The organism is Serratia sp. (in: enterobacteria) (assembly GCF_046715635.1).
GTDB lineage: Bacteria > Pseudomonadota > Gammaproteobacteria > Enterobacterales > Enterobacteriaceae > Chania.
In genome coordinates this window covers 1-21,490 of sequence record NZ_JBKJYW010000095.1, presented here as the reverse complement: position 1 = coordinate 21,490, position 21,490 = coordinate 1, and the positions used below count along the sequence as shown (strand labels likewise).

At 55.9% G+C, this 21,490-nt stretch carries 17 protein-coding genes; 13 read left to right on the top strand and 4 right to left on the bottom strand.

What is annotated here, in order from left to right:
- A partial coding sequence (locus tag ACLQ7H_RS04650) for a LacI family DNA-binding transcriptional regulator (protein ID WP_411751656.1) occupies positions 1–547 on the bottom strand: 547 nt, incomplete at its 3' end.
- A 472-nt stretch (positions 548–1,019) separates the two neighbouring features.
- Here ACLQ7H_RS04650 and aas point away from each other — a divergent pair.
- Entirely contained in the window at positions 1,020–3,173 is a 2,154-nt protein-coding gene (gene aas, locus ACLQ7H_RS04645; RefSeq protein WP_411751655.1) for a bifunctional acyl-ACP--phospholipid O-acyltransferase/long-chain-fatty-acid--ACP ligase, read from the top strand.
- The gene (gene lplT / locus ACLQ7H_RS04640) at positions 3,173–4,363 is read left to right on the top strand and encodes a lysophospholipid transporter LplT (RefSeq protein ID WP_161738716.1); all 1,191 of its coding nucleotides are present in this window, start codon (positions 3,173–3,175) and stop codon (positions 4,361–4,363) included. The genes aas and lplT overlap by 1 nt, the downstream gene beginning before the upstream one ends.
- Positions 4,364–4,407: 44 nt before the next feature.
- Here lplT and ACLQ7H_RS04635 read toward each other — a convergent pair whose 3' ends face one another.
- From ACLQ7H_RS04635 to mutH, 3 genes are all read right to left on the bottom strand, one after another.
- Positions 4,408–5,448: an NADP(H)-dependent aldo-keto reductase gene (locus ACLQ7H_RS04635; RefSeq protein WP_021179864.1), complete on the bottom strand. Its 1,041-nt coding sequence runs from the start codon at positions 5,446–5,448 to the stop codon at positions 4,408–4,410.
- Between the two features lie 190 nt (positions 5,449–5,638).
- On the bottom strand, positions 5,639–5,857 hold the full coding sequence (locus ACLQ7H_RS04630) for a YgdI/YgdR family lipoprotein (protein WP_411751654.1): 219 nt from the start codon (positions 5,855–5,857) through the stop codon (positions 5,639–5,641).
- Between the two features lie 125 nt (positions 5,858–5,982).
- Positions 5,983–6,663, bottom strand: coding sequence for a DNA mismatch repair endonuclease MutH (gene mutH / locus ACLQ7H_RS04625; RefSeq protein WP_411751653.1), 681 nt, complete (start codon positions 6,661–6,663; stop codon positions 5,983–5,985).
- Positions 6,664–7,359: 696 nt separating this feature from the next.
- On the opposite strand from mutH, the gene rppH reads away from it, so the two are divergent.
- The 11 genes from rppH to ACLQ7H_RS04570 form a co-directional block, all read left to right on the top strand.
- Positions 7,360–7,887, top strand: a complete 528-nt coding sequence (gene rppH, locus ACLQ7H_RS04620) for an RNA pyrophosphohydrolase (protein WP_021179868.1) — start codon at positions 7,360–7,362, stop codon at positions 7,885–7,887.
- A gap of 12 nt (positions 7,888–7,899) precedes the next feature.
- Positions 7,900–10,149, top strand: a complete 2,250-nt coding sequence (gene ptsP / locus ACLQ7H_RS04615; RefSeq protein WP_411751652.1) for a phosphoenolpyruvate--protein phosphotransferase — start codon at positions 7,900–7,902, stop codon at positions 10,147–10,149.
- Between the two features lie 196 nt (positions 10,150–10,345).
- Entirely contained in the window at positions 10,346–11,218 is an 873-nt protein-coding gene (gene lgt / locus ACLQ7H_RS04610; RefSeq protein ID WP_411751651.1) for a prolipoprotein diacylglyceryl transferase, read from the top strand.
- Between the two features lie 6 nt (positions 11,219–11,224).
- On the top strand, positions 11,225–12,019 hold the full coding sequence (thyA, locus tag ACLQ7H_RS04605) for a thymidylate synthase (protein WP_411751650.1): 795 nt from the start codon (positions 11,225–11,227) through the stop codon (positions 12,017–12,019).
- Between the two features lie 206 nt (positions 12,020–12,225).
- Positions 12,226–12,729, top strand: coding sequence for a prepilin peptidase-dependent protein (locus tag ACLQ7H_RS04600; protein ID WP_411751658.1), 504 nt, complete (start codon positions 12,226–12,228; stop codon positions 12,727–12,729).
- Positions 12,717–13,289: a prepilin peptidase-dependent protein gene (locus tag ACLQ7H_RS04595; protein WP_411751649.1), complete on the top strand. Its 573-nt coding sequence runs from the start codon at positions 12,717–12,719 to the stop codon at positions 13,287–13,289. Before ACLQ7H_RS04600 ends, ACLQ7H_RS04595 begins: the two co-directional genes overlap by 13 nt.
- A gap of 2 nt (positions 13,290–13,291) precedes the next feature.
- On the top strand, positions 13,292–13,738 hold the full coding sequence (locus tag ACLQ7H_RS04590; protein ID WP_411751648.1) for a YgdB family protein: 447 nt from the start codon (positions 13,292–13,294) through the stop codon (positions 13,736–13,738).
- Positions 13,728–14,081, top strand: coding sequence for a prepilin-type N-terminal cleavage/methylation domain-containing protein (locus tag ACLQ7H_RS04585; RefSeq protein ID WP_411751647.1), 354 nt, complete (start codon positions 13,728–13,730; stop codon positions 14,079–14,081). Before ACLQ7H_RS04590 ends, ACLQ7H_RS04585 begins: the two co-directional genes overlap by 11 nt.
- A 431-nt stretch (positions 14,082–14,512) precedes the next feature.
- On the top strand, positions 14,513–17,884 hold the full coding sequence (gene recC, locus ACLQ7H_RS04580; protein WP_411751646.1) for an exodeoxyribonuclease V subunit gamma: 3,372 nt from the start codon (positions 14,513–14,515) through the stop codon (positions 17,882–17,884).
- A 290-nt stretch (positions 17,885–18,174) separates the two neighbouring features.
- Entirely contained in the window at positions 18,175–21,066 is a 2,892-nt protein-coding gene (gene ptrA / locus ACLQ7H_RS04575) for a pitrilysin (RefSeq protein ID WP_411751657.1), read from the top strand.
- Positions 21,063–21,490 (top strand): UvrD-helicase domain-containing protein (locus tag ACLQ7H_RS04570; protein ID WP_411751645.1); only part of this gene is annotated, 428 nt, incomplete at its 3' end. The genes ptrA and ACLQ7H_RS04570, both read left to right, overlap by 4 nt.

Sequence of the window (21,490 nt, the reverse complement as noted above, 5' to 3'; positions counted from 1 at the left end):
AGATGAAGGCGATCCGCTGGTGGCCCTGCTGGATCAGATGGCGGGTGGCCAGCCAGGCACCGTAGCGATCGTCAAGCGCTACGCAGCGGGGCTCAAACCCAGGCAGCGTACGGTTGATCAGCACCATTCCTGGGATCTGGCGCATCCAGACGGTCAGCTCATCGTCGGTCAGCTTCTTGGCGTGCACCACCAATGCCGCGCAGCGATGGCGTACCAGTTGCTCAATGGCCTGGCGCTCTTTTTCAGCATTGTGGTAACCGTTACCAATCAGCAAAAAATTATGAGTGGCGTAGGCCACCTGCTCCACGGCTTTCACCATCGCACCGAAGAAGGGATCGGAAACGTCAGAGACAATCAGGCCCAGGGTTTCGGTGGATTGCTGTGCCAGCGCGCGGGCATTGGCGTTGGGGTGGTACTGCAATCCCTCCATGGCGGCCAGCACGGCGGTACGTGAACTTTCGCTGGCTTTCGGGGAGTTATTTATTACGCGGGATACCGTGGCGACGGAAACACCCGCCAGCCTGGCAACATCCTTAATCGTGGCCATATCTGCAACACTTCCTGGGTAATCGCTTACATCCCTCAGTTTTGCGGAAAAAATCGCGCGCCGCAAGGGCTGGTATCGCTAACTTGTGGTGAGCGTTGCATTTATGGTTTTTAAATTCACCTTTTGCCCCAAGCGGATCCATTTTTAATGGGCGCAGCGTGCAGCGCCCCTACATCGCAGGGTCTAGGCATTGAGCAAGCAACAAGAATAACCATGTCTATCAAAGGCAAAACTACATCGCTGGTTACACTTTGCGCCTGACTGTTGCGATTGGCCGCTGGCGAGAGTTTGGCGTGGCGGGGTAAATTGACAGTCCCAGAGGTATTGATTGGTGAGCAATCGGCATACTCTGTATGTTGAAGCCATTTTCAATTGCACCAACCTACGCGGATGCGTAGGTTTTTTTTTGCCTGCCGTATAGTATTCTTCCCTCAGACAATTTTTAAGGCCATCAACCCCGAGGGAGAGTGGGATGATATATACCGTGTTACGTGCACTGTTTCGTCTGATGTTTCGTGTTCGTGTCGAAGGCGACGCCAAGCATTTTGAGCAGCAGAAACTGCTGATCACCCCGAATCACGTTTCTTTCATGGATGGCGCGCTGCTGGCGTTGTTCTTACCGATTAAACCGGTGTTTGCCGTGTACTCCAGCATTTCCGAACGCTGGTTTATGCGCTGGTTGAAACCTTATATCGACTTCGTGCCACTGGATCCCACCAAACCGATGGCCATCAAGCATCTGGTGCGCATGGTTGAGCAGGGCAGGCCGATCGTGGTGTTTCCGGAAGGGCGCATTACGGTGACCGGCTCATTGATGAAGGTCTACGACGGGGCGGCCTTTATCGCCGCCAAATCTGGTGCCACCATCGTGCCGGTACGTATTGATGGCCCGGAGTTCAGCGTGTTTGGCCGTATGGCCGGGGTGTATAAACTCCGCGCCTTCCCACAGACCACCATCAGCATTCTGCCGCCCACCACCTTACCGATGCCGGATGCGCCAAAAGCCAGTCAACGCCGGCAGTTGGCCGGTGACCGGCTGCATCAGATCATGATGCAGGCGCGCATGGATACCCTCAAACCGCAAACCCTGTTTGGCGCGCTGTTGGCCGCTCAGCATCGTTATGGCCGTTTCAAGCCCTGCATCGAAGACGTGGGCTTCAAGGAAGACAGCTATCATACGCTGCTCAAAAAATCGCTGGGCGTCAGCCGCATCCTGGAGCGCTTTACCGCGCCGAAAGAGCATGTTGGCCTGCTGTTGCCCAATGCCACTATTACCGCTGCCGCCATTTTTGGCGCTTCATTGCGGGGCCGTATTCCGGCCATGCTCAATTACACTGCCGGTGTGAATGGGCTGAAAAGCGCGATGACTGCGGCCACCATTAAAACCATCGTCACCTCACGCCAGTTCCTGGAGAAGGGCAAACTGACGCATCTGCCAGAACAGGTGCCGGAAGCCAACTGGGTCTATCTGGAAGACTTGAAAGATACCGTCACCCGGGACGACAAGCTGTGGATCCTGCGTCACCTGTTCCAGCCACATAAGGCAATGGTGCCACAGCAGCCAGAGGATGCCGCGCTGATCCTGTTTACTTCCGGCTCGGAAGGCCATCCGAAGGGCGTGGTGCATTCCCATGCCAGCCTGCTGGCCAACGTTGAGCAGATCCGAACCATTGCGGATTTCACCCCGCGCGATCGCTTTATGTCTTCGCTGCCGTTGTTTCACTCTTTCGGCCTGACGGTTGGGTTGATCACCCCGTTGATGACCGGTAGCCGGGTATTCCTCTACCCAAGCCCGCTGCATTATCGCGTGGTGCCGGAACTGGTGTATGACCGTAACTGCACCGTGCTGTTTGGTACAGCGACCTTCCTCAACAACTACGCACGCTTCGCTCATCCTTACGATTTTGCCCGCCTGCGCTACGTGGTGGCCGGGGCCGAGAAGCTGGCCGAAAGTACCAAACAGATTTATCAGGACAAATACGGCATTCGTATTTTAGAAGGCTACGGCGTTACGGAGTGCGCTCCGGTGGTGTCGATCAATGTGCCGCTGGCGGCCAAAGTTGGCACCGTAGGCCGCATTATGCCGCAGATGGAAGCACGTTTGATCAAAATGGCCGGGATTGATAACGGCGGCCGCCTGCAATTGAAAGGCCCGAACATCATGAAGGGCTACCTGCGGGTTGAGCGCCCAGGCGAGTTGGAGGCTCCGGCAGCCGAGGACGAAAACGGCGTGCTGCAAGCTGGCTGGTACGATACCGGTGATATTGTCAGCTTCGACGAACAGGGCTATTGCACCATTCGTGGCCGCGTGAAGCGCTTTGCCAAACTGGCGGGGGAAATGATCTCGCTGGAGAGTGTGGAGCAGTTGGCGGTGCGCCTGTCACCGGAAGGGCTGCATGCGGCCACGGTGAAAAGCGACAGCAGTAAGGGCGAAGCGCTGGTGTTATTCACCAACGACGCCAGCATTACCCGTGATAGCTTGCTGCGGGTGGCTCGTGAGCAGGGCACTCCAGAACTGGCGGTGCCACGTGATATTCGCCTGGTGAAGGCGTTGCCGTTATTGGGCAGCGGTAAACCGGATTTCGTTACTTTGCGCCAAATGGCTGAACAGCCGGAGAAGGCATAATGAATGCAACTGATTCCCCACTGCTGTCACGTTCAATGATCGCGGTGATCTGTGCCCAGTTTCTCTCGGCCTTCGGCGATAACGCCTTGCTGTTTGCTACCCTGGCGCTGATCAAACAGCAAATGTACCCTGATTGGAGCCAACCGATACTGCAAATGGCCTTTGTTGCCACCTATATCATCCTGGCTCCGTTTGTGGGCCAGATCGCTGACAGCTTCTCCAAAGGCCGGGTGATGATGGTCGCCAACGGCCTGAAGCTGGCCGGTGCGCTGGTGATCTGCTTTGGGCTGAACCCGTTCTTGGGCTATACCCTGGTCGGCATCGGGGCGGCGGCTTATTCACCGGCGAAGTACGGCATTCTGGGTGAGATCACCAGCGGCGATAAGCTGGTGAAGGCCAATGGGCTGATGGAAGCTTCCACCATTGCCGCCATCCTGGTGGGCTCGGTAGCCGGTGGCCTGCTGGCAGACTGGCATATTGTAGCTGCACTGGCGGTGTGTGCCGTGGTTTACGGCGCGGCAGTCGTTGCCAACCTGTATATCCCGCGCTTGCCTGTTGCCCATAAGGTAGCCTCCTGGCACCCACGCGTCATGGGGAGCACTTTCTTCAACGCTTGCGTGGTGCTGTGGCGCGATGGGCAAACCCGTTTCTCACTGATTGGTACCAGCCTGTTCTGGGGCGCTGGGGTTACCCTGCGCTTCCTGTTGGTGCTGTGGGTGCCGGTGGCGCTGGGCATTAGCGATAACGCCACGCCAACCATGCTCAACGCGATGGTGGCAATAGGTATCGTGGTCGGGGCCGGGGCGGCAGCCCGCTTTGTGACGCTGGAAACGGTTAAGCGCTGTATGCCTGCCGGGATCCTGATCGGCATCGCCGTGGCCTTCTTTGCCGTGCAAACCAGCATGCTGAATGCTTATGGCGTACTGTTGGTGATTGGTGTGCTGGGTGGCTTCTTTGTGGTGCCGCTGAATGCGCTGTTGCAAGAGCGGGGTAAACGCTCCGTTGGGGCGGGGAACGCCATTGCGGTACAGAACCTGGGTGAAAACACCGCCATGTTGCTGATGCTTGGCCTCTACTCTTTGGTGGTCAAATTAGGCGTACCGGTGATCGGCGTCGGGATCGGTTTTGGCGTCGTGTTCGGCCTTGCCATCACCGTACTGTGGATATCTCAGTTCCGCTCGAAAGCCTAACGGCTTGATGCATAGGGGCACAGCATGCTGTGCCCCTATGTTCTTTATGGTGCTGGAATGGTGAAGCGGCTGTGGATCTCTTCCAGAGCCTGCAACACTTCCTCGTTCAACACCACGTCAAAACTGTCGATATTTATCTTCAACTGCTCCAGCGTGGTGGCACCCAGCAAGGTGCTGGCAACGAACGGCTGCTGGCGCACGAATGCCAATGCCATCTGTGAAGGGTCCAAACCGTGCTTTTTCGCCAGCGCCACGTATTCGGCGATCGCCGCCTGGCTCTGTGCTGAAGAGTAGCGGGTAAAGCGGCTGAACAGGGTGTTGCGCGCCCCGGCCGGTTTGGCACCGTTGAGATATTTGCCGGACAGCGTACCGAAAGCCAGGCTGGAATAGGCTAACAGTTCGATGCCTTCATGTTGGCTGATCTCTGCCAGACCAATCTCAAAGCTGCGGTTTAACAGGCTGTAGGGGTTCTGGATCGAGACGATACGCGGTAGTTCGTGTTTTTCTGCCAGTTGCAGGTAGCGCATCACGCCCCAAGGGGTTTCGTTAGAGACGCCGATATAGCGAATTTTGCCGGCACGGACCTGCTCGGTTAACGCTTCCAGGGTTTCCAACAGTGGGATGGTGGCTTTCTCATCGGTGTACTGATAATTGAGCTTGCCGAAACAGTTGGTGGTGCGCTGTGGCCAGTGTAGCTGGTACAGATCCAGATAATCGGTGTTTAACCGTTTCAGGCTGGCGTCGAGGGCGGCGCGGATATTTTTGCGATCCAACGCCTGCTGCGGGCGAATTCCTGCGTCATTACCCCGGATCGGCCCGGAGACCTTGCTTGCCAGCACGATTTTATCGCGGTTGCCGCGCGCTTTGATCCAACTGCCAATATATTGCTCTGTCAGCCCCTGCGTTTCCGGGCGCGGCGGTACCGGATACATCTCTGCAGTATCAATCAGGTTGATGCCAGCGGCTAATGCATAATCCAGCTGTGCGTGGGCATCGGCTTCGCTGTTTTGTTCGCCAAAGGTCATGGTGCCCAGTCCCAGCACGCTCACTTCTAAAGAACTGTGGGGAATACGGTGGTATTGCATTAACGGCCTTCCTTCAATGTTAGCGCTTACGGGCGTGATGCCCGCTAAAACAGAAGCCAGAGATCCAACGGCGTAACACGCCTTACTTGACTATAACCAAGCGTGGCAGATGGTGAAAGAGGATTATAACTGACGGGCTAAACCCCTGATTGATAATCCGTCAGGGGTAAGGAAGATGCGGGGGCTGGGATTAACGCTCGATAACCTGCGAGACCCGATCGCCGTTAATCTGGCGTTGGTTGCCCTGCTCGTCCTGATAGCTGATCAGGCCGGTATCCTTATCGATTTTAGGCTTACCCTGGGTGAGGATCATATTGCCGTCTTTGGTGGCCATCACATAGTCGCTGGAACAACCCGCTAATCCGACGACCATCATCAGGGCGGAAATAGCCATTACCCACTTTTTCATGCCGAACACCTTATATACCTGGAATAATTGTCCTAATAGAGTAGCAAACTATGCCAAAGATGCCCTTCGGACGTTTCCCATCTATGAAAGGAGAAATGACAGCGAAAACAGGGGCGGAGGGTTAATCAAAGCGTAAAGTGCCTGGCCAGCAGCGCTCGGGTGAAGTTTTTCTTCAGATAGAAGCCGCGCGGCAGGGTAAGGATCGGCTGACCCTGTTCGCCGGTGGCTTCGGTCAATGCCTTGTTGTTGGCCGCTTTTGGCCGCAGCTGTAGCACTTCGCCATGGCGGGCGGTGATCCGCTCAACCTGGCCGAGCACGATAAGATCCATCAGCTCTTCCCAATCTCGGCGCAGCATCTCGGTTTCTTCTTGATTGGGCTGCCACAGCAGCGGAGAGCCTACGCGGCGCTGTGCCAACGGGATGTGTCGTTCGCCCTCAACCGGGATCCACAGCACGCGTGCCAGTTTGTGGCGTACGTGGCTGCTTTCCCAGGTCACGCCGCTATTCCCTGTGAGTGGGGCTACGCAGACGAAAGTGGTTTCCAGCGGGTTACCGGTGGCGTCGACCGGGATGGTTTTCAGCTCAATGCCCAGCTCCGGGAAATCTTGTTCAGGTTTGCTGCCCGCCATGGCACCCAGATACAGCTCCAGCAGCATGCCGACCCAACCTTTATCCCGTTTGAGATCCTTGGGAATGCTGACCTGCGCGCGGGCTGCCAGTTCGCCAAGGTTATAGCCAGCCAGCGCCTGGGCACGGGCCAATAATTGCTGCTCGTTTTTTGGTGGCAGCGGGGATAAACACGTCATAAATCAGACCTATGAATTCTGGTTAAAAAACGTACCGAATTTACTCACAGCCTTAAAAGGGAAAAGCAGGCTGGGGAAAACAACAATAGTAGCATGATTTTGCATGACTTTTTGCCAACCAAATCGCGGTAGAAAGTTTTCAGTGCGGGGTTGTGCACCTGTAGCCACCGACAATAAACAGGATCTTACACCTATTTATCCACAGATTTTTGGGATAACCCAACTTTTTGCCGATCACTGGTTTGATTTACAGCCTTGACGCGGGGCGTTTTTTGCGAATTTGGCGGTTTTATAGGTCACTGGGTATAATAATCTGTGGATAAAATCCGCATTGGTGGATCTTTCGCCAGAGAAAGATCCAAAGCGTGCATAGATCACATTTTTACCCTGTTCATAACTGCTTTTAAGTCATTATTGCATTGTATTTAAAGGAATAATAAAAAAGTAAAAATACGGCGGATTTTAAGTTCAATCGAGTTTTCCCGGCTTATCCCTAGAGTTCTTCACACACCTATCCACAGAAAAAGTGAATAAAACCGCCCTTGAACCTCGTTACATGTTTATAACTTTGCCATTATCTGTGAGTTATCCCAATGTTATCCGATCGACGGCGCTGCAAAGCAGTGGTTTACCGCCTGTGGCTTGTGTGAAACAATCAGGTTATCAATACGAATTTATGCTTATCGAGGTAGTCCGGTGATCGATGATGATGGCTACCGCCCGAATGTTGGTATCGTAATCTGTAATCGTCAGGGGCAGGTCCTATGGGCCCGCCGTTACGGTCAGCACTCCTGGCAGTTTCCCCAAGGGGGAATAAACCCTGGCGAAACGCCTGAGCAGGCGATGTACCGTGAGCTGTTCGAAGAAGTGGGGCTGAGTAAAAAGGATGTGCGTATCCTGGCCTCAACCCGCAACTGGTTGCGCTATAAATTGCCAAAACGTTTGGTGCGTTGGGACACAAAGCCGGTTTGTATCGGCCAAAAGCAGAAATGGTTTCTGCTGCAGTTAATGTGCAATGACGCGGATATCAACATGCAGCGCAGCAGTACGCCGGAGTTTGACGGCTGGCGTTGGGTGAGCTTCTGGTATCCGGTGCGCCAGGTGGTGTCGTTTAAACGCGACGTGTACCGCCGGGTTATGAAAGAGTTTGCCGCAACCGTCATGCCAATGCAGGAACTGGCAGCGCAGCGGCAACCTCCTGCTTATCGCCGAAAAAGAGGTTAAGTCAAACCGACTATGCTCACGCGCTTGCGAGAAATTGTTGAGAAAGTGGCCGCGGCGGCCAGTCTGACAGATGCGCTGGATCTTTTGGTCAATGAAACCTGTCTGGCGATGGACACCGAAGTCTGCTCCATCTATCTGGCAGACAACGACCGCCGCTGTTATTACCTGATGGCGACGCGCGGGTTGAAAAAGCCCCGTGGGCGAACTATCGCCCTGGCCTTTGACGAAGGCATCGTCGGCCTGGTTGGGCGGCGGGCAGAGCCGATCAACCTGGCAGACGCCCAGAGCCATCCCAGCTTCAAATATATTCCGCAGGTCAAAGAGGATCGTTTCCGATCCTTCCTTGGCGTGCCGATCATTCATCGCCGCCAACTGCTTGGCGTGTTGGTGGTGCAGCAGCGTGAACTGCGCCAGTTTGACGAAAGCGAAGAATCCTTCATGGTTACCCTGGCTACCCAAATGGCCGGGATCCTTTCGCTATCGCAGCTAAACGCCATTTTTGGCCAGTATCGCCAGACTCGTATTCGGGCGCTGGCTGCGGCTCCTGGTGTGGCGGTAGCGGAGGGCTGGTTAGACAGCAGCCAACCTTCGCTTGAGCAGGTTTATAAAGCCTCCACGCTGGATACCGTCAGCGAGCGCGAACGCCTGACTCAGGCGTTAGAAGAGGCTGGGGCAGAGTTCCGCCGCTTCAGTAAGCGTTTTAGCGCCAGCTCGCAAAAAGAGAGCGCGGCGATCTTCGATCTCTATTCCCACCTGCTCAACGATGCCCGCCTCAAACGTGAACTGTACGCGGAGATCGATGCCGGTTCGGTGGCCGAATGGGCGGTAAAACAGGTGATTGAAGCCTTCGCAGCCCAGTTTGCTGCCTTGCAAGATACCTACATGCGCGAGCGTGCCAGCGATCTGCGTGCGCTCGGCCAACGTTTGCTATTCCACCTCGACGATACCACCCAAGGGGCCAGCCAATGGCCTGCCCGTTTTGTGCTGGTCGCCGATGAGCTGACTGCGACCCTGTTGGCCGAAGTGCCACAGGATCGCTTGGCTGGCGTGGTAGTACGGGACGGTGCCGCCAACTCCCATGCCGCGATCCTGGTGCGGGCCATGGGCGTGCCAACGGTGATGGGGGCAGATATCCAGCCTGCGCTGTTGGCCCAGCGAATGCTGATTGTTGATGGCTATCGCGGCGAGCTGCTGGTCGATCCGGAACCGGTGCTGGTGAAGGAATATCAACGTCTGATCAGCGAGGAGCTGGAACTCAGCAAGCTGGCAGAAGATGACGTTGAACAGCCCGCAGAGCTGAAAAGCGGTGAGCGGATCCAGGTGATGCTGAACGCCGGTCTTAGCCCGGAACATGAGCAACTGCTGGGCGCACGTGTGGACGGCGTTGGCCTGTACCGTACCGAGATCCCGTTCATGCTGCAAAGTGGCTTCCCGTCTGAAGAGGAGCAGGTGGCGCAATATCAGGGCATGCTGCAACTCTTCTATCCGCACAAGCCAGTGACGCTGCGTACGCTGGATATCGGTGCTGATAAACAACTGCCCTACATGCCGATCAGCGAGGAAAATCCGTGCCTCGGTTGGCGAGGGATCCGCATTACGCTGGATCAGCCAGAAATCTTCCTGATCCAGGTGCGCGCCATGCTGCGTGCCAATGCGGGAACCGGCAATCTGGGGATCCTGTTGCCCATGATCACCAGCCTGGAAGAGATCGACGAGGCCAAACGCCTGATCGATCGCGCCGGGCGAGAAGTGGAAGAGATGCTGGGATACGACATTCCCAAGCCGCGGATCGGCGTCATGTTGGAAGTGCCGTCGATGATCTTCCTGATCCCTTATCTGGCCGCACGCGTCGATTTTATCTCGGTGGGAACCAACGATTTAACCCAGTACCTGCTGGCGGTGGATCGTAATAATACCCGCGTTGCCTCGCTGTACGACAGCCTGCATCCAGCGATGTTACAGGTGCTGAAACTGATCATCGATCAGGGAACGGCGGCCGGGCTGCAAGTCAGCCTGTGTGGTGAACTGGCGGGAGACCCGATGGGCGCTCTGCTGCTGGTGGGCATGGGTTACCGTAATCTGAGCATGAACGGGCGCAGCGTCGCACGTATCAAATATCTGTTGCGCCATATCGAACTGGAAGATGCGCAAGGGCTGGCCCAGCGGGTATTGAGTGCCCAGATGACCACCGAGGTCCGCCACCAGGTTGCAGCATTTATGGAAAGGCGCGGCATGGGTGGGCTGATCCGCGGCGGCCGTTGATTGGACGTAGCCCAACCCGTTAAGAGTTGACCGATTTTTTTACAGAACTTTTCCCTGCCGGTAAGCCCGGACGTGGTTAAGCCTATGTTATGATGCGCCATCTCAATGCAGTGCTCCCGTTGCACGGGCTTTGCACCGCATTTGGCACCTGCCGCCCCCGTTTTGGGGATGAATAACAGACATATTGTGGTGATAGATGAGCACTAGCTATCTGGCGTTTCCAAAATTTGATCCGGTAATTTTCTCTATCGGCCCGGTCTCTTTGCACTGGTACGGTTTGATGTACCTGGTTGGCTTTGTTTTTGCCATGTGGTTGGCGGTACGCCGCGCGAACAAGCCTGGCAGCGGTTGGACCAAAGACGAAGTGGAAAACATGCTGTATGCCGGTTTCCTTGGGGTCTTTATCGGTGGCCGTGTCGGTTATGTGCTGTTCTACAACCTGCCGTTGTTCCTGGATAACCCGCTCTACCTGTTCAAAGTCTGGGATGGCGGTATGTCATTCCACGGCGGCCTGATCGGGGTGATCGCGGTGATGCTGTGGTTTGCCCGCCGCACCAAGCGCAACTTCTTCCAGGTTTCTGATTTTATTGCTCCACTGATCCCGTTTGGTCTGGGCGCTGGCCGCCTGGGTAACTTTATCAACGGTGAGCTTTGGGGGCGTGTCACCACCAATACACCCTGGGCCATGCTGTTCCCAAGCTCGCGTCCAGAAGATATCGCCATCGCTGCCGCTAATCCTCAACTGCTGCCGCTGCTCAACGAATATGGCGTGTTGCCACGTCATCCGTCGCAGCTGTATGAAATGGTGCTGGAAGGCATCGTGCTGTTTATTATTCTGAACCTGTTTATCCGCAAACCACGTCCGATGGGGGCCGTCTCGGGCCTGTTCCTGATTGGCTATGGCGCATTCCGTATTATCGTTGAGGCGTTCCGCCAACCGGATGCCCAGCTTGGCCTGTTTGACGGGGTGATCAGCATGGGGCAAATCCTGTCCGTGCCGATGGTGCTCGCCGGTATTATGATGATGATCTGGGCGTATCGTCGTCGTCCACAGCAACAACAGTCGTGAGGAAAAATGAAACAGTATCTGGATTTGATGAACAAAGTGCTCGCCGAGGGCACCCCTAAAGCTGACCGTACCGGCACTGGCACGTTGTCGATTTTCGGCCACCAGATGCGTTTCAACCTGCAGGAAGGCTTCCCGTTGGTGACCACCAAGAAATGCCACCTGAGGTCAATCATTCATGAGCTGCTGTGGTTCCTGAACGGCGATACTAACGTGGCATATCTGCGTGCAAACAATGTCAGCATCTGGGACGAATGGGCCGATGAAAATGGCGATCTTGGTCCGGTCTATGGTAAGCAATGGCGTGCCTGGGGCGCGGCGGATGGTCGCCAGATTGACCAGCTAAGCACCGTGTTGCAACAGTTGAAACAGGACCCGGACTCGCGCCGTATTATTGTTTCTGCCTGGAACGTGGGTGAGCTGGACAAGATGGCGCTGGCACCTTGCCATGCCTTCTTCCAGTTCTATGTGGCGGACGGCAAACTCTCTTGCCAGCTGTATCAGCGTTCGTGCGACGTCTTCCTTGGCCTGCCGTTCAATATTGCCAGCTATGCCTTGCTGGTCCATATGATGGCGCAACAGTGCGATCTGGAAGTGGGTGATTTCGTCTGGACCGGTGGCGACACCCATCTATACAGCAACCACATGGAGCAGACGCAGCTGCAATTAACTCGTGAGCCGCGTGCGTTGCCGAAGCTGGTGATCAAACGTAAGCCAGCCTCGCTGTTTGATTACCGCTTTGAAGATTTTGAGATTGAAGGCTACGATCCGCACCCGCCGATCAAGGCTCCTGTCGCTATCTGATTTGCTGAGGGCCGTATCCGGCCCTCTTTCTTAATCCCACGGAAAGTAGGCGCGCCGTATGCTGCGCCCGTGCTGCATTGCCAAAAATGCGAAGCCGTACTCAATTTCCCCCAGCTTGTTACCCGCTAACTAAAAATTCTGCGCATCATTTGCCAGTCTGAGAAAAGGTGCCTTTCATCGTGCCTCTGGCCGATTACACTCGCCGTATGAACCGATATAAAAATAGCCCCGAACACCAGCAAGGCCTGACGCTGATCGAACTGATGATCGTGATGGTCCTGGCGGGGATGCTGACCTCTTGGGGGGTTAGCCAGTGGCATCACTATCAACAGGCGCTGCGGCTGGAGCAGACCGCCCAGCAACTGCTGGCCTTTTTAACGCGCTTACAGGCCGATGCCAACTGGCATAACCGCAACGCGTTATTATGGTTTCGGTCTGGGAAAATCTGGTGCATAGGCAGCGGCCCGCAGGTGGCATCTTGTACTGCAGTGGCGGACCGGGTCTTTACCCCAGAACACCTGGATGTGGAGTTACAAGGTTATACCCAAAAGGAGATGGGATTTTATGGGGTGCGCAACAATGCGCAGGCCGGGCATATCCTGCTGAGCAATCAGGCTGGACGCATACGTCTGGTGCTCTCTGCCAAAGGGCGGCTGCGGCTGTGCAGCGAAGAAACCGCCATTCGGAGCCTGCCCTTATGCGAACCTTAGAACAGGGCTTTACCTTGCCAGAGGTGCTGCTGGCGATGACTTTCGGCAGCCTGATTGCATTGGCGGCGGCGAAAACCTTACCGGTACTGCGTCAGCAGACGGTTGATATGGGCCGTCATTATCGGTTGGATCTGGTGTTACGTCAGTTGGCTTTCGGGATTGAAAAGGATCTGCGCCGTAGCGGGTTTTGTGCCGGGCAGTGTCAGGGGCGTTCGTTGCTGATTGGTCATGCGGCGGGGGAAGCGCGGGGCAGCTGTGTGATCGTGGCCTACGATCTTAACCGCAATGGCAATTGGGAAAGTGGTGGAGATGCCGAGTATTTTGGTTACCGTCTGCGGGGCGGTGGGCTGGAGGGGCAAAGCGGCGTGACCCAGTGCCAGGGCAGCGGCTGGGAACGTTTGCTCGATCAGGAAGAGGTACGGATTGAGTCTTTCTCTGTCAGCCACATTGCCGGGCGTGATGGCAAATCCTTGATGTTGTTTGCCTTGAATGGCCGCTCAACGGTGCGGGCAAATATAGAACGCCGCCTGGAGTGGGCGGTCAGCATGGAGGCACCTTAGAGATGGATAGGCAGCGGGGGGGCAGCACATTGGCTGCGGTGATGTTGCTGCTGGTGATGGGCTTAATGTTGCTCACCGCCCAGCAGAGGCAATTGGACAGTGCGCTTCTGCTGGCCGTCGATCAGCAGCGATACCTGCGGGCCTATAACCAGGCTGCCTCGGCACTAAGCTGGGGGCTGGCGCAGCCGTGGCCACGGGAGTCTCTGCAAGCGACCCATTGGTCCTGTCAGCAGATGAGCGGCGAGGCTTTGCAGGCCTGCGCCCGGCTCTCGGTTCGTACCGGTTTGGTGATGGTGCGTGGGGCTGGGGATATCGCGGGAGCGGAACCTTTGTGGCTATACCAACTGGCTACACAGCAAGGCGGGGCGGGTGGGCACCTGCTGAAAGCGCAAAAAGGCGGCTGGTTGGATTTTTGCCCGGAAAAGCGGGAAAGCGACTGTGCTGAATAAACGGACAGGCTGGCGATCTCAGCGGGGTTTCAGCCTGCCCGAAGTGTTGATCGCGGCATTGTTGTTCGCCGTCTCGCTGCTCGGGCTGTTACAATATCAGCAGGTGCTGTTGCAGGCTTTTCAACGGCAGTGGCAATATCGACAGGCCTGGTCTATGGCGCACCAACAGCTGGAAATATTCAGTGCCGGTGCCGAAAAAAACCATGCTATATCGCTACCGCCCAATTGGCACTACCAAGTCGAAACCCACCAGGCGCAAGGCTCATGCCTGCGGCGTACGGTGAAGATACAAACGCCGCTGCACCAACAGATTGAACTCAGCCGCTGGTATTGCGGGCAGTAGCGCGGGCGTTGCATGTAGCGCCTCTACGTAGTGGGCCGGTGAGGTTTGTCAGTCGTCTTGATCGGTATCCCTCTCTATATTGGTCGAGGTGTTCTCGATCTGTTCCCTCTCCGTTTGGGAGAGGGTTAGGGTGAGGGGGAACTCGGTCGCTGAAATTACGGCCAGTAACACGGGTGTTGTTGGACTTGCCCAGGACTCTTTTGGCCGAAGTATTCTCGGTCGGTTCCCTCTCCCTTTGGGAGTGGATTAGGGTGAGGGGGGAACTCGGTTGCTGAAATTACGGCCAGCAGCACGGGTGTTGTTGGACTTGCCCAGGACTCTTTTGGCCGAAGTATTCTCGGTCGGTTCCCTCTCCCTTTGGGAGAGGGTTAGGGTGAGGGGACGTTTAGCCTGTAGTCGGTATTGCACTTTATTCGCTTCCAAGGAGCCTCATGTTTACGGTTTATCATTCCAATCAGTTGGACCTGCTGAAAACGCTGACCAGCGCACTGATAGCCAGAGAACCTTTGGCCGATCCGTTTCAACAGGAAGTGGTGCTGGTACAAAGTCCCGGCATGGCGCAATGGTTGCAGATGCAACTGGCCGAGCAGTTTGGTATTGCCGCGAATATCGTTTTCCCGCTACCGGCGACCTTTATCTGGGACATGTTCACCAAGGTTTTGCCAGGCATTCCCAAAGAGAGCGCCTTTAGCAAAGATGCCATGACCTGGAAGCTGATGTGGCTACTGCCAGGCATGCTGACCCGGCCCGAGTTTGCTCCTTTACAGCATTACCTGACTGATGACACCGACAAGCGCAAGATCCACCAGCTCGCCGGCCGCGTTGCCGACTTGTTTGACCAGTATCTGGTTTATCGCCCGCAGTGGCTGGAGAGTTGGCAGCGTGGGGAAGCAGTAGAAGGGCTGGCAGAGGCGCAAAGTTGGCAAGCTCCCCTATGGCATCGGCTGGTGGAATATACCCACGAATTGGGACAGCCTGAATGGCACCGCGCCAACTTATATCGCCGGTTTATTAGTGCCCTGGAAAATGCCACTCATTGCCCTGCGGGGCTGCCGCCACGCTTGTTTATCTGTGGGATTTCTGCCTTGCCGCCAATCTACCTGGAAGCGTTGCAGGCCTTGGGTAAACATATTGATATCCACCTGATGTTTACCAACCCCTGCCGCTATTACTGGGGCGACATTCAGGACTACGCCTTTCTGGCCCGCTTGCAGAGCCGCAAACGCCGCCACTATCACCAGGCACGGGAGCAAGGCTTGTTCCGTCAGCCAGAACAGGCCGCCCAACTATTTGACGCTGAGGGTGAACAACAACTGAGTAACCCGCTGCTGGCTTCCTGGGGCAAGCTGGGACGTGACCATCTGTATTTACTGTCGCAGATGGAGGCGGTGCAGGAAGTGGATGCCTTTGTCGAGATCCCGGCAGATAGTTTGCTGCACGCCATTCAGCACGACATGCTGGAGCTGGAAGATCATGCACTGATCGGCACCACGCCGGAAACCCTGGAGCGCAGTGACAATAAACGCCTGCTCGATCCGCAGGATCGCTCCATCAGTCTGCATGCCTGCCACAGCCCGCAGCGCGAAGTCGAGGTGCTGCACGATCGGTTGCTGACCATGCTGGCAGAAGATCCCCAACTTACTGCGCGCGACATCATTGTGATGGTGGCGGATATTGACAGCTACACCCCGTATATTCAGGCGGTGTTTGGCAATGCCCCCGCCGGGCGCTATCTGCCGTTTGCTATTTCCGACCGCAAGGCCCGGCAGGCGCATCCGGCGCTGCAAGCCTTTATTTCCCTGCTGGACCTGCCGCAAAGCCGCTTTACCTCAGAGCAGGTACTGGCGCTGTTGGACGTGCCCGCGCTGGCGGCGCGTTTCTCGATCCAGGAAGAGGGGCTAAGCCTGTTACGCCACTGGACTGGGGAATCCGGGGTCCGTTGGGGGCTGGATGATGACAACGTGCGTGAGCTGGATCTGCCAGCAACCGGGCAGCATACCTGGCGGTTTGGCCTAACGCGGATGCTGTTGGGCTACGCCATGGACAGTAACGCTGGAGATTGGCAGGGCGTATTACCTTACGATGAGTCGAGTGGATTAGTGGCCGAACTGGCCGGGCAATTGGCCGATCTGCTGGCACAACTCAGCCGTTGGCGGCAAATCCTCAGTGAAGAGCGGCCGTTAGCCGAATGGTTGCCGCTGTGCCGCCAACTGCTCAATAGCTTCTTTGAGACGGACAGTGAAACGGAAGAGGCGTTGGCGTTAATCGAAGAGCAGTGGCATAAAGTGGCCAGCTTTGGCTTAGCGGCACGTTATCCTGATGCCGTGCCGTTGACGCTGTTACGTGATGAACTGGCCGCACGGCTTGATCAGCAACGCATCAGCCAGCGTTTCCTGGCTGGTCAGATTAACTTCTGTACGCTGATGCCCATGCGTTCCATTCCGTTCAAGGTGGTTTGTCTGTTGGGCATGAACGACGGTGTCTATCCCCGCACCTTGCCGCCGCTGGGGTTTGACCTGATGGCGCAGCAGGTAAAGCGGGGCGATCGCAGCCGCCGTGACGATGACCGCTATCTGTTCCTGGAGGCGATCCTTTCTGCTCAGCAGCGGCTTTATATCAGCTTTATTGGCCGCTCCATTCAGGACAACAGTGAGCGCTATCCTTCGGTATTGGTCACCGAACTGTTGGAATATCTGCAACAAAGTTACTGCCTACCCGGTGATGAGGGGCTTGATGCAGACGGTAGCGCGCGCAGGGTCGGTGAGCACTTGCTTAAACGCCATGCCCGCATGCCGTTTGCTGCCGAAAACTTCCTGCCGGGGAGTGAAGAGCAAAGCTATGCGGCTGAATGGTTGGCGGCTGCGGATGGCCGTGGCGCCGCACACCCGGAATTTAATCAACCGCTGCAGGCAGAAGAGAAAACCCAGGTTTCTCTTGATGAATTGCTACGTTTTTACCGTCACCCGATCCGAGCCTTCTTCCAGCTACGTCTTGGCGTTAACTTCATTCTGGAAGAGACCGAACTGCCGGAAGACGAGCCTTTTACGCTGGATAATCTCAGCCGCTATCAGTTCAACAGCCAATTGCTGAACACGCTGATCGAGGGGGAGGACGCGGGCAAGTTATACCAACGGGTGCGTGCATCAGGGGGATTACCTTACGGGGCTTTCGGCGAGATTTACTGGCAAAAGCAGCAGGAAGAAATGGCGGAGCTGGCCGAGCGGATACGTGAACAGCGCCAGGAGAATGGCAGCCTGGAGCTGGATATTGACGTTGCGGGCATGCGCATCACCGGCTGGTTGCATCAGGTACAGCAGGATGGTTTGCTACGCTGGCGGCCTGCAACGCTTTCGGCCGTAGACGGTATCTTACTTTGGCTGGAGCACCTGGTGTATTGCTGCGTCGGTGGTATTGGGGAAAGCCGCATGTTTGGCAGCAAGAATTCGGCCTGGCGCTTTGCTGCGCTAGCAAACGAGGAGGCCTACGCCCAGTTGGCGGAGCTAGTGGCGGGCTACCGCCGTGGCCTGTCGCAGCCGCTGATGCTGCTCAATAAAAGCGGCTGGGCCTGGTTGAGCCAATGTTATCAGGCACAAACGCAGCAGATAGACTGGGATGAAGAAGTCCAGATCAAGGCGCGTGCCAAGCTGCTGCAAGCCTGGCAGGGCGATCAGCGGGTCCCGGGCGAGGGGGCAGATCCCTATACCCAGCGCGTTTTCCGCCAAATGGATAATGTTCGCCTTGAACAAATCCTGAAAGAAACAGAGCGTTACCTGCTGCCCGTGGCCCGTAATAATCTTGGGTAACATTCCCTCGGTGGCATAGGTAGCCGTAAGGTGATAAAAATTTACGCTTTTATGCTCAACCATTGAGGTTAAGTCTGGTCTTACATAACGTATAGGCATATACGTTGTAGAGTGGCGTACGCTGCGCCCCCAACGATGTGGGCTATAGTGAGTTGAGTGTTTAAAACCGTAATGCTTTGAGTTAGAAATTGAATTTCATTGGGCATCGCTTTCGGTTGTGTCATTTTGCACCGTGCTGTCACCGTCAGGGAGTTGGCGTGACAGCCAAAGAACAGGGGTTTATTTTGGATATGCGCAGACTGTTGACCCGCATTACCGGGTTGATGTTATTGGCTATGTTTTGGGCGCCGTTAAGCTGGGCCGCACAAGGCTGGCAACCGCTGGCGGAAAAGATCAACAAAAGCGATCACGATCCGCGTGAATACCAGGCTATCAAGCTGGATAACGGCATGACCGTGCTGCTGGTGTCCGACGCGTTGGCACCAAAGTCTCTGGCTGCCCTGGCGCTGCCGGTAGGCTCGCTGGAAGATCCCAACAGCCAACTTGGCCTGGCTCACTACCTGGAACATATGGTGCTGATGGGCTCCAAGCGCTATCCAGAACCCGAGAACCTCTCGGAGTTTTTGAAAAAGCACGGTGGTAGCCACAACGCGAGCACTGCCTCTTACCGCACTGCGTATTATCTGGAAGTCGAAAACGACGCTTTGGAACCCGCTGTCGACCGCATGGCCGATGCCATTGCCGAACCTATTCTGGATCCCGACAACGCGGACCGTGAACGCAACGCGGTGAATGCCGAGTTAACGATGGCGCGCTCCCGTGACGGTATGCGCATGGCGCAGGTCGGGGCAGAAACCCTCAATCCGGCTCACCCTAGCGCACGTTTTTCTGGCGGTAACCTAGAGACTTTGCAGGATAAGCCAGGCAGCAAGCTGCATGAAGAACTCACGAATTTTTATCATCGTTATTATTCTGCCGACCTGATGAAGGGAGTGCTGTACAGCAACCAATCCTTGCCTGAACTGAGAGCGCTGGCGGTCAAAACCTTCGGCCGCATCCCGAACCACGATGCGAAAGTGCCACCGATCACCGTTCCGGCGGTCACCTCGGAGCAGCAGGGCATCATCATTCATTATGTCCCTGCGCAGCCGCGCAAGCAGCTGAAGGTCGAATTCCGTATCGATAACAACAGCGCCGAGTTTCGCAGCAAAACCGATACCTATATCAGCTACCTGATTGGTAACCGTAGCACCAATACGCTTTCCGACTGGCTACAGAAGCAGGGGCTGGCAGATGCCATCAACGCTGGCGCCGACCCGATGGTCGATCGCAACGGCGGCGTGTTCTCAATCAGCGTTTCATTGACCGACAAGGGATTGGCAGAGCGTGACCAGGTGGTGGCAGCGATCTTCAGCTATCTGAAAATGCTGCAGGGCGAAGGGATCAAGCAAAGCTATTTTGACGAGATCGCCCATGTGCTGAATCTGGATTTCCGCTATCCGTCGATTACCCGTGACATGAATTATATCGAATGGCTGGTGGACACTATGCTGCGCGTACCGGTAGAGCATACGCTGGATGCGCCGTACCTGGCCGATCGCTACGATCCTAAAGCCATTGCTGAACGCCTGGGTCAGATGACGCCACAGAATGCGCGCATCTGGTTTGTCAGCCCGAATGAGCCACACAACAAGACGGCTTACTTTGTTGAGGCACCTTATCAGGTTGAGAAAATCAGCGCGGAACGCTTCGAGAAATGGCAGCAGTTAGGCAAGGGGATCACGCTGTCCTTACCGGGGCTGAATCCTTATATTCCTGATGAGTTTACCCTGAACAAGCCCTCACATGAGTTTACCAAACCGGAAATGGTGGTGAACCAGCCAGGGTTGCGGGTGCTGTATATGCCAAGCCGCTATTTTGCCGATGAACCCAAGGCCGATGTGACGGTAGCTTTGCGTAACGCCAAAACCATGGATTCAGCACGTAATCAGGTGCTGTTCTCGTTGATGGATTATCTGGCGGGAATCTCGCTAGATGAGTTGAGCTATCAGGCCTCGGTAGGTGGGATTAGCTTCTCTACCGCACCCAATAATGGCCTGATGTTTAGCGCCAATGGTTTTACCCAGCGCTTGCCACAGCTGTTGACCTCATTGATTGAAGGCTACTCCAGCTTTACCCCAACGCAAGAGCAGTTGGATCAGGCGAAATCCTGGTATCTGGAACAGTTGGATTCTGCCGAGAAGGGCAAAGCCTTTGAGCTGGCGATCCAGCCGGTACAGATGCTGTCCCGCGTGCCTTATTCCGAGCGCAGCGAACGGCGTGAAGTGCTGAAAACCATCACGTTGCAAGACGTGCTGGCTTACCGTGACAGCCTGATGGCCGGGGCCACGCCGGAGTTGCTGGTAGTAGGTAATATGAGCAAGCAACAGGTGGACACGCTGGCCTCTTCACTGAAGCACAGCCTGGGCTGTACCGGTGTGGAATGGTGGCACGGCGAAAACGTCGTAATTGCCAAAAACCAGTTTGCCAACTTGCAGCGCCCTGGCAGCAGCACCGATTCGGCGCTGGCGGCGGTGTATGTCCCAACGGGATATGACGAGGTCACCAGCATGGCGTACAGCTCATTGCTGGGGCAGATCATCCAGCCGTGGTTCTACAGCCAATTGCGTACGCAAGAGCAGCTCGGCTATGCGGTGTTCTCCTTTGCGATGCCGGTTGGCCGCCAATGGGGCATCGGTTTCCTGCTGCAAAGCAACAGTAAACAGCCAGCCTATCTCTACCAGCGCTATCAAGATTTCTACCCGAAGACGGAAAAGCGCCTGCGTGAGTTGAGCGATGCCGATTTCGCCCAATACAAACAGGCGATGATCAATGAACTGCAACAGCGTCCACAGACACTGGGTGAAGAAGCGAGCCGCTTCAGTAGCGATTTCGATCGCGGTAATTTCGCCTTCAATACCCGTGAAAAGCTGATCGCTCAGGTACAGATTCTGACGCCTGCCAAACTGGCGGATTATTTCCAGCAGGCGGTGATTAAGCCACAGGGTTTGGCACTGTTGTCGCAGGTGAGTGGCAGCAGCCAGCAGCAAGCCGATTTTGCAACGCCGGGTGAGGATTGGGTGACCTATCCTAACGCCTCGTCCCTGCAAAAAACGCTGCCTCGTAAAGTGGCGACGCCATGACGAAAGGCGTTCCTCAGCGGCTTGATCCACTGACGTTACCGCTGTTTGGTGAACGGCTGATCGAGGCCTCGGCAGGGACAGGGAAGACCTTCACTATCGGCGCTTTGTATCTGCGCTTGCTGCTTGGCTTAGGCCAGGCAGCGGCGTTTCCACGGCCGCTCACGGTAGAAGAAATCCTGGTGGTGACCTTTACCGAAGCGGCAACGGAGGAGCTCCGGGGCCGCATCCGCAGCAATATCCACGCATTACGTATCGCCTGTGTACGCGGGCATAGCTCAGATCCGCTGTTTGCTGCCCTGATGGCGGAGATTGGCGATCTGCCTGAGGCCGCAGCGCAATTGCTGGCTGCCGAGCGCCAGATGGACGAAGCGGCGATCTACACTATCCACGGTTTTTGTCAGCGAATGCTCACTCACAACGCATT

Bases quoted from the DNA above. Each gene is read 5' to 3' on its own strand.
- aas (WP_411751655.1), top strand. From the start codon at position 1,020: ATGATATATACCGTGTTACGTGCACTGTTTCGTCTGATGTTTCGTGTT.
- lplT (WP_161738716.1), top strand. From the start codon at position 3,173: ATGAATGCAACTGATTCCCCACTGCTGTCACGTTCAATGATCGCGGTG.
- ACLQ7H_RS04635 (WP_021179864.1), bottom strand. From the start codon at position 5,448: ATGCAATACCACCGTATTCCCCACAGTTCTTTAGAAGTGAGCGTGCTG.
- ACLQ7H_RS04630 (WP_411751654.1), bottom strand. From the start codon at position 5,857: ATGAAAAAGTGGGTAATGGCTATTTCCGCCCTGATGATGGTCGTCGGA.
- mutH (WP_411751653.1), bottom strand. From the start codon at position 6,663: ATGACGTGTTTATCCCCGCTGCCACCAAAAAACGAGCAGCAATTATTG.
- ptsP (WP_411751652.1), top strand. From the start codon at position 7,900: ATGCTCACGCGCTTGCGAGAAATTGTTGAGAAAGTGGCCGCGGCGGCC.
- lgt (WP_411751651.1), top strand. From the start codon at position 10,346: ATGAGCACTAGCTATCTGGCGTTTCCAAAATTTGATCCGGTAATTTTC.
- thyA (WP_411751650.1), top strand. From the start codon at position 11,225: ATGAAACAGTATCTGGATTTGATGAACAAAGTGCTCGCCGAGGGCACC.
- ACLQ7H_RS04600 (WP_411751658.1), top strand. From the start codon at position 12,226: ATGAACCGATATAAAAATAGCCCCGAACACCAGCAAGGCCTGACGCTG.
- ACLQ7H_RS04595 (WP_411751649.1), top strand. From the start codon at position 12,717: ATGCGAACCTTAGAACAGGGCTTTACCTTGCCAGAGGTGCTGCTGGCG.
- ACLQ7H_RS04590 (WP_411751648.1), top strand. From the start codon at position 13,292: ATGGATAGGCAGCGGGGGGGCAGCACATTGGCTGCGGTGATGTTGCTG.
- recC (WP_411751646.1), top strand. From the start codon at position 14,513: ATGTTTACGGTTTATCATTCCAATCAGTTGGACCTGCTGAAAACGCTG.
- ptrA (WP_411751657.1), top strand. From the start codon at position 18,175: ATGCGCAGACTGTTGACCCGCATTACCGGGTTGATGTTATTGGCTATG.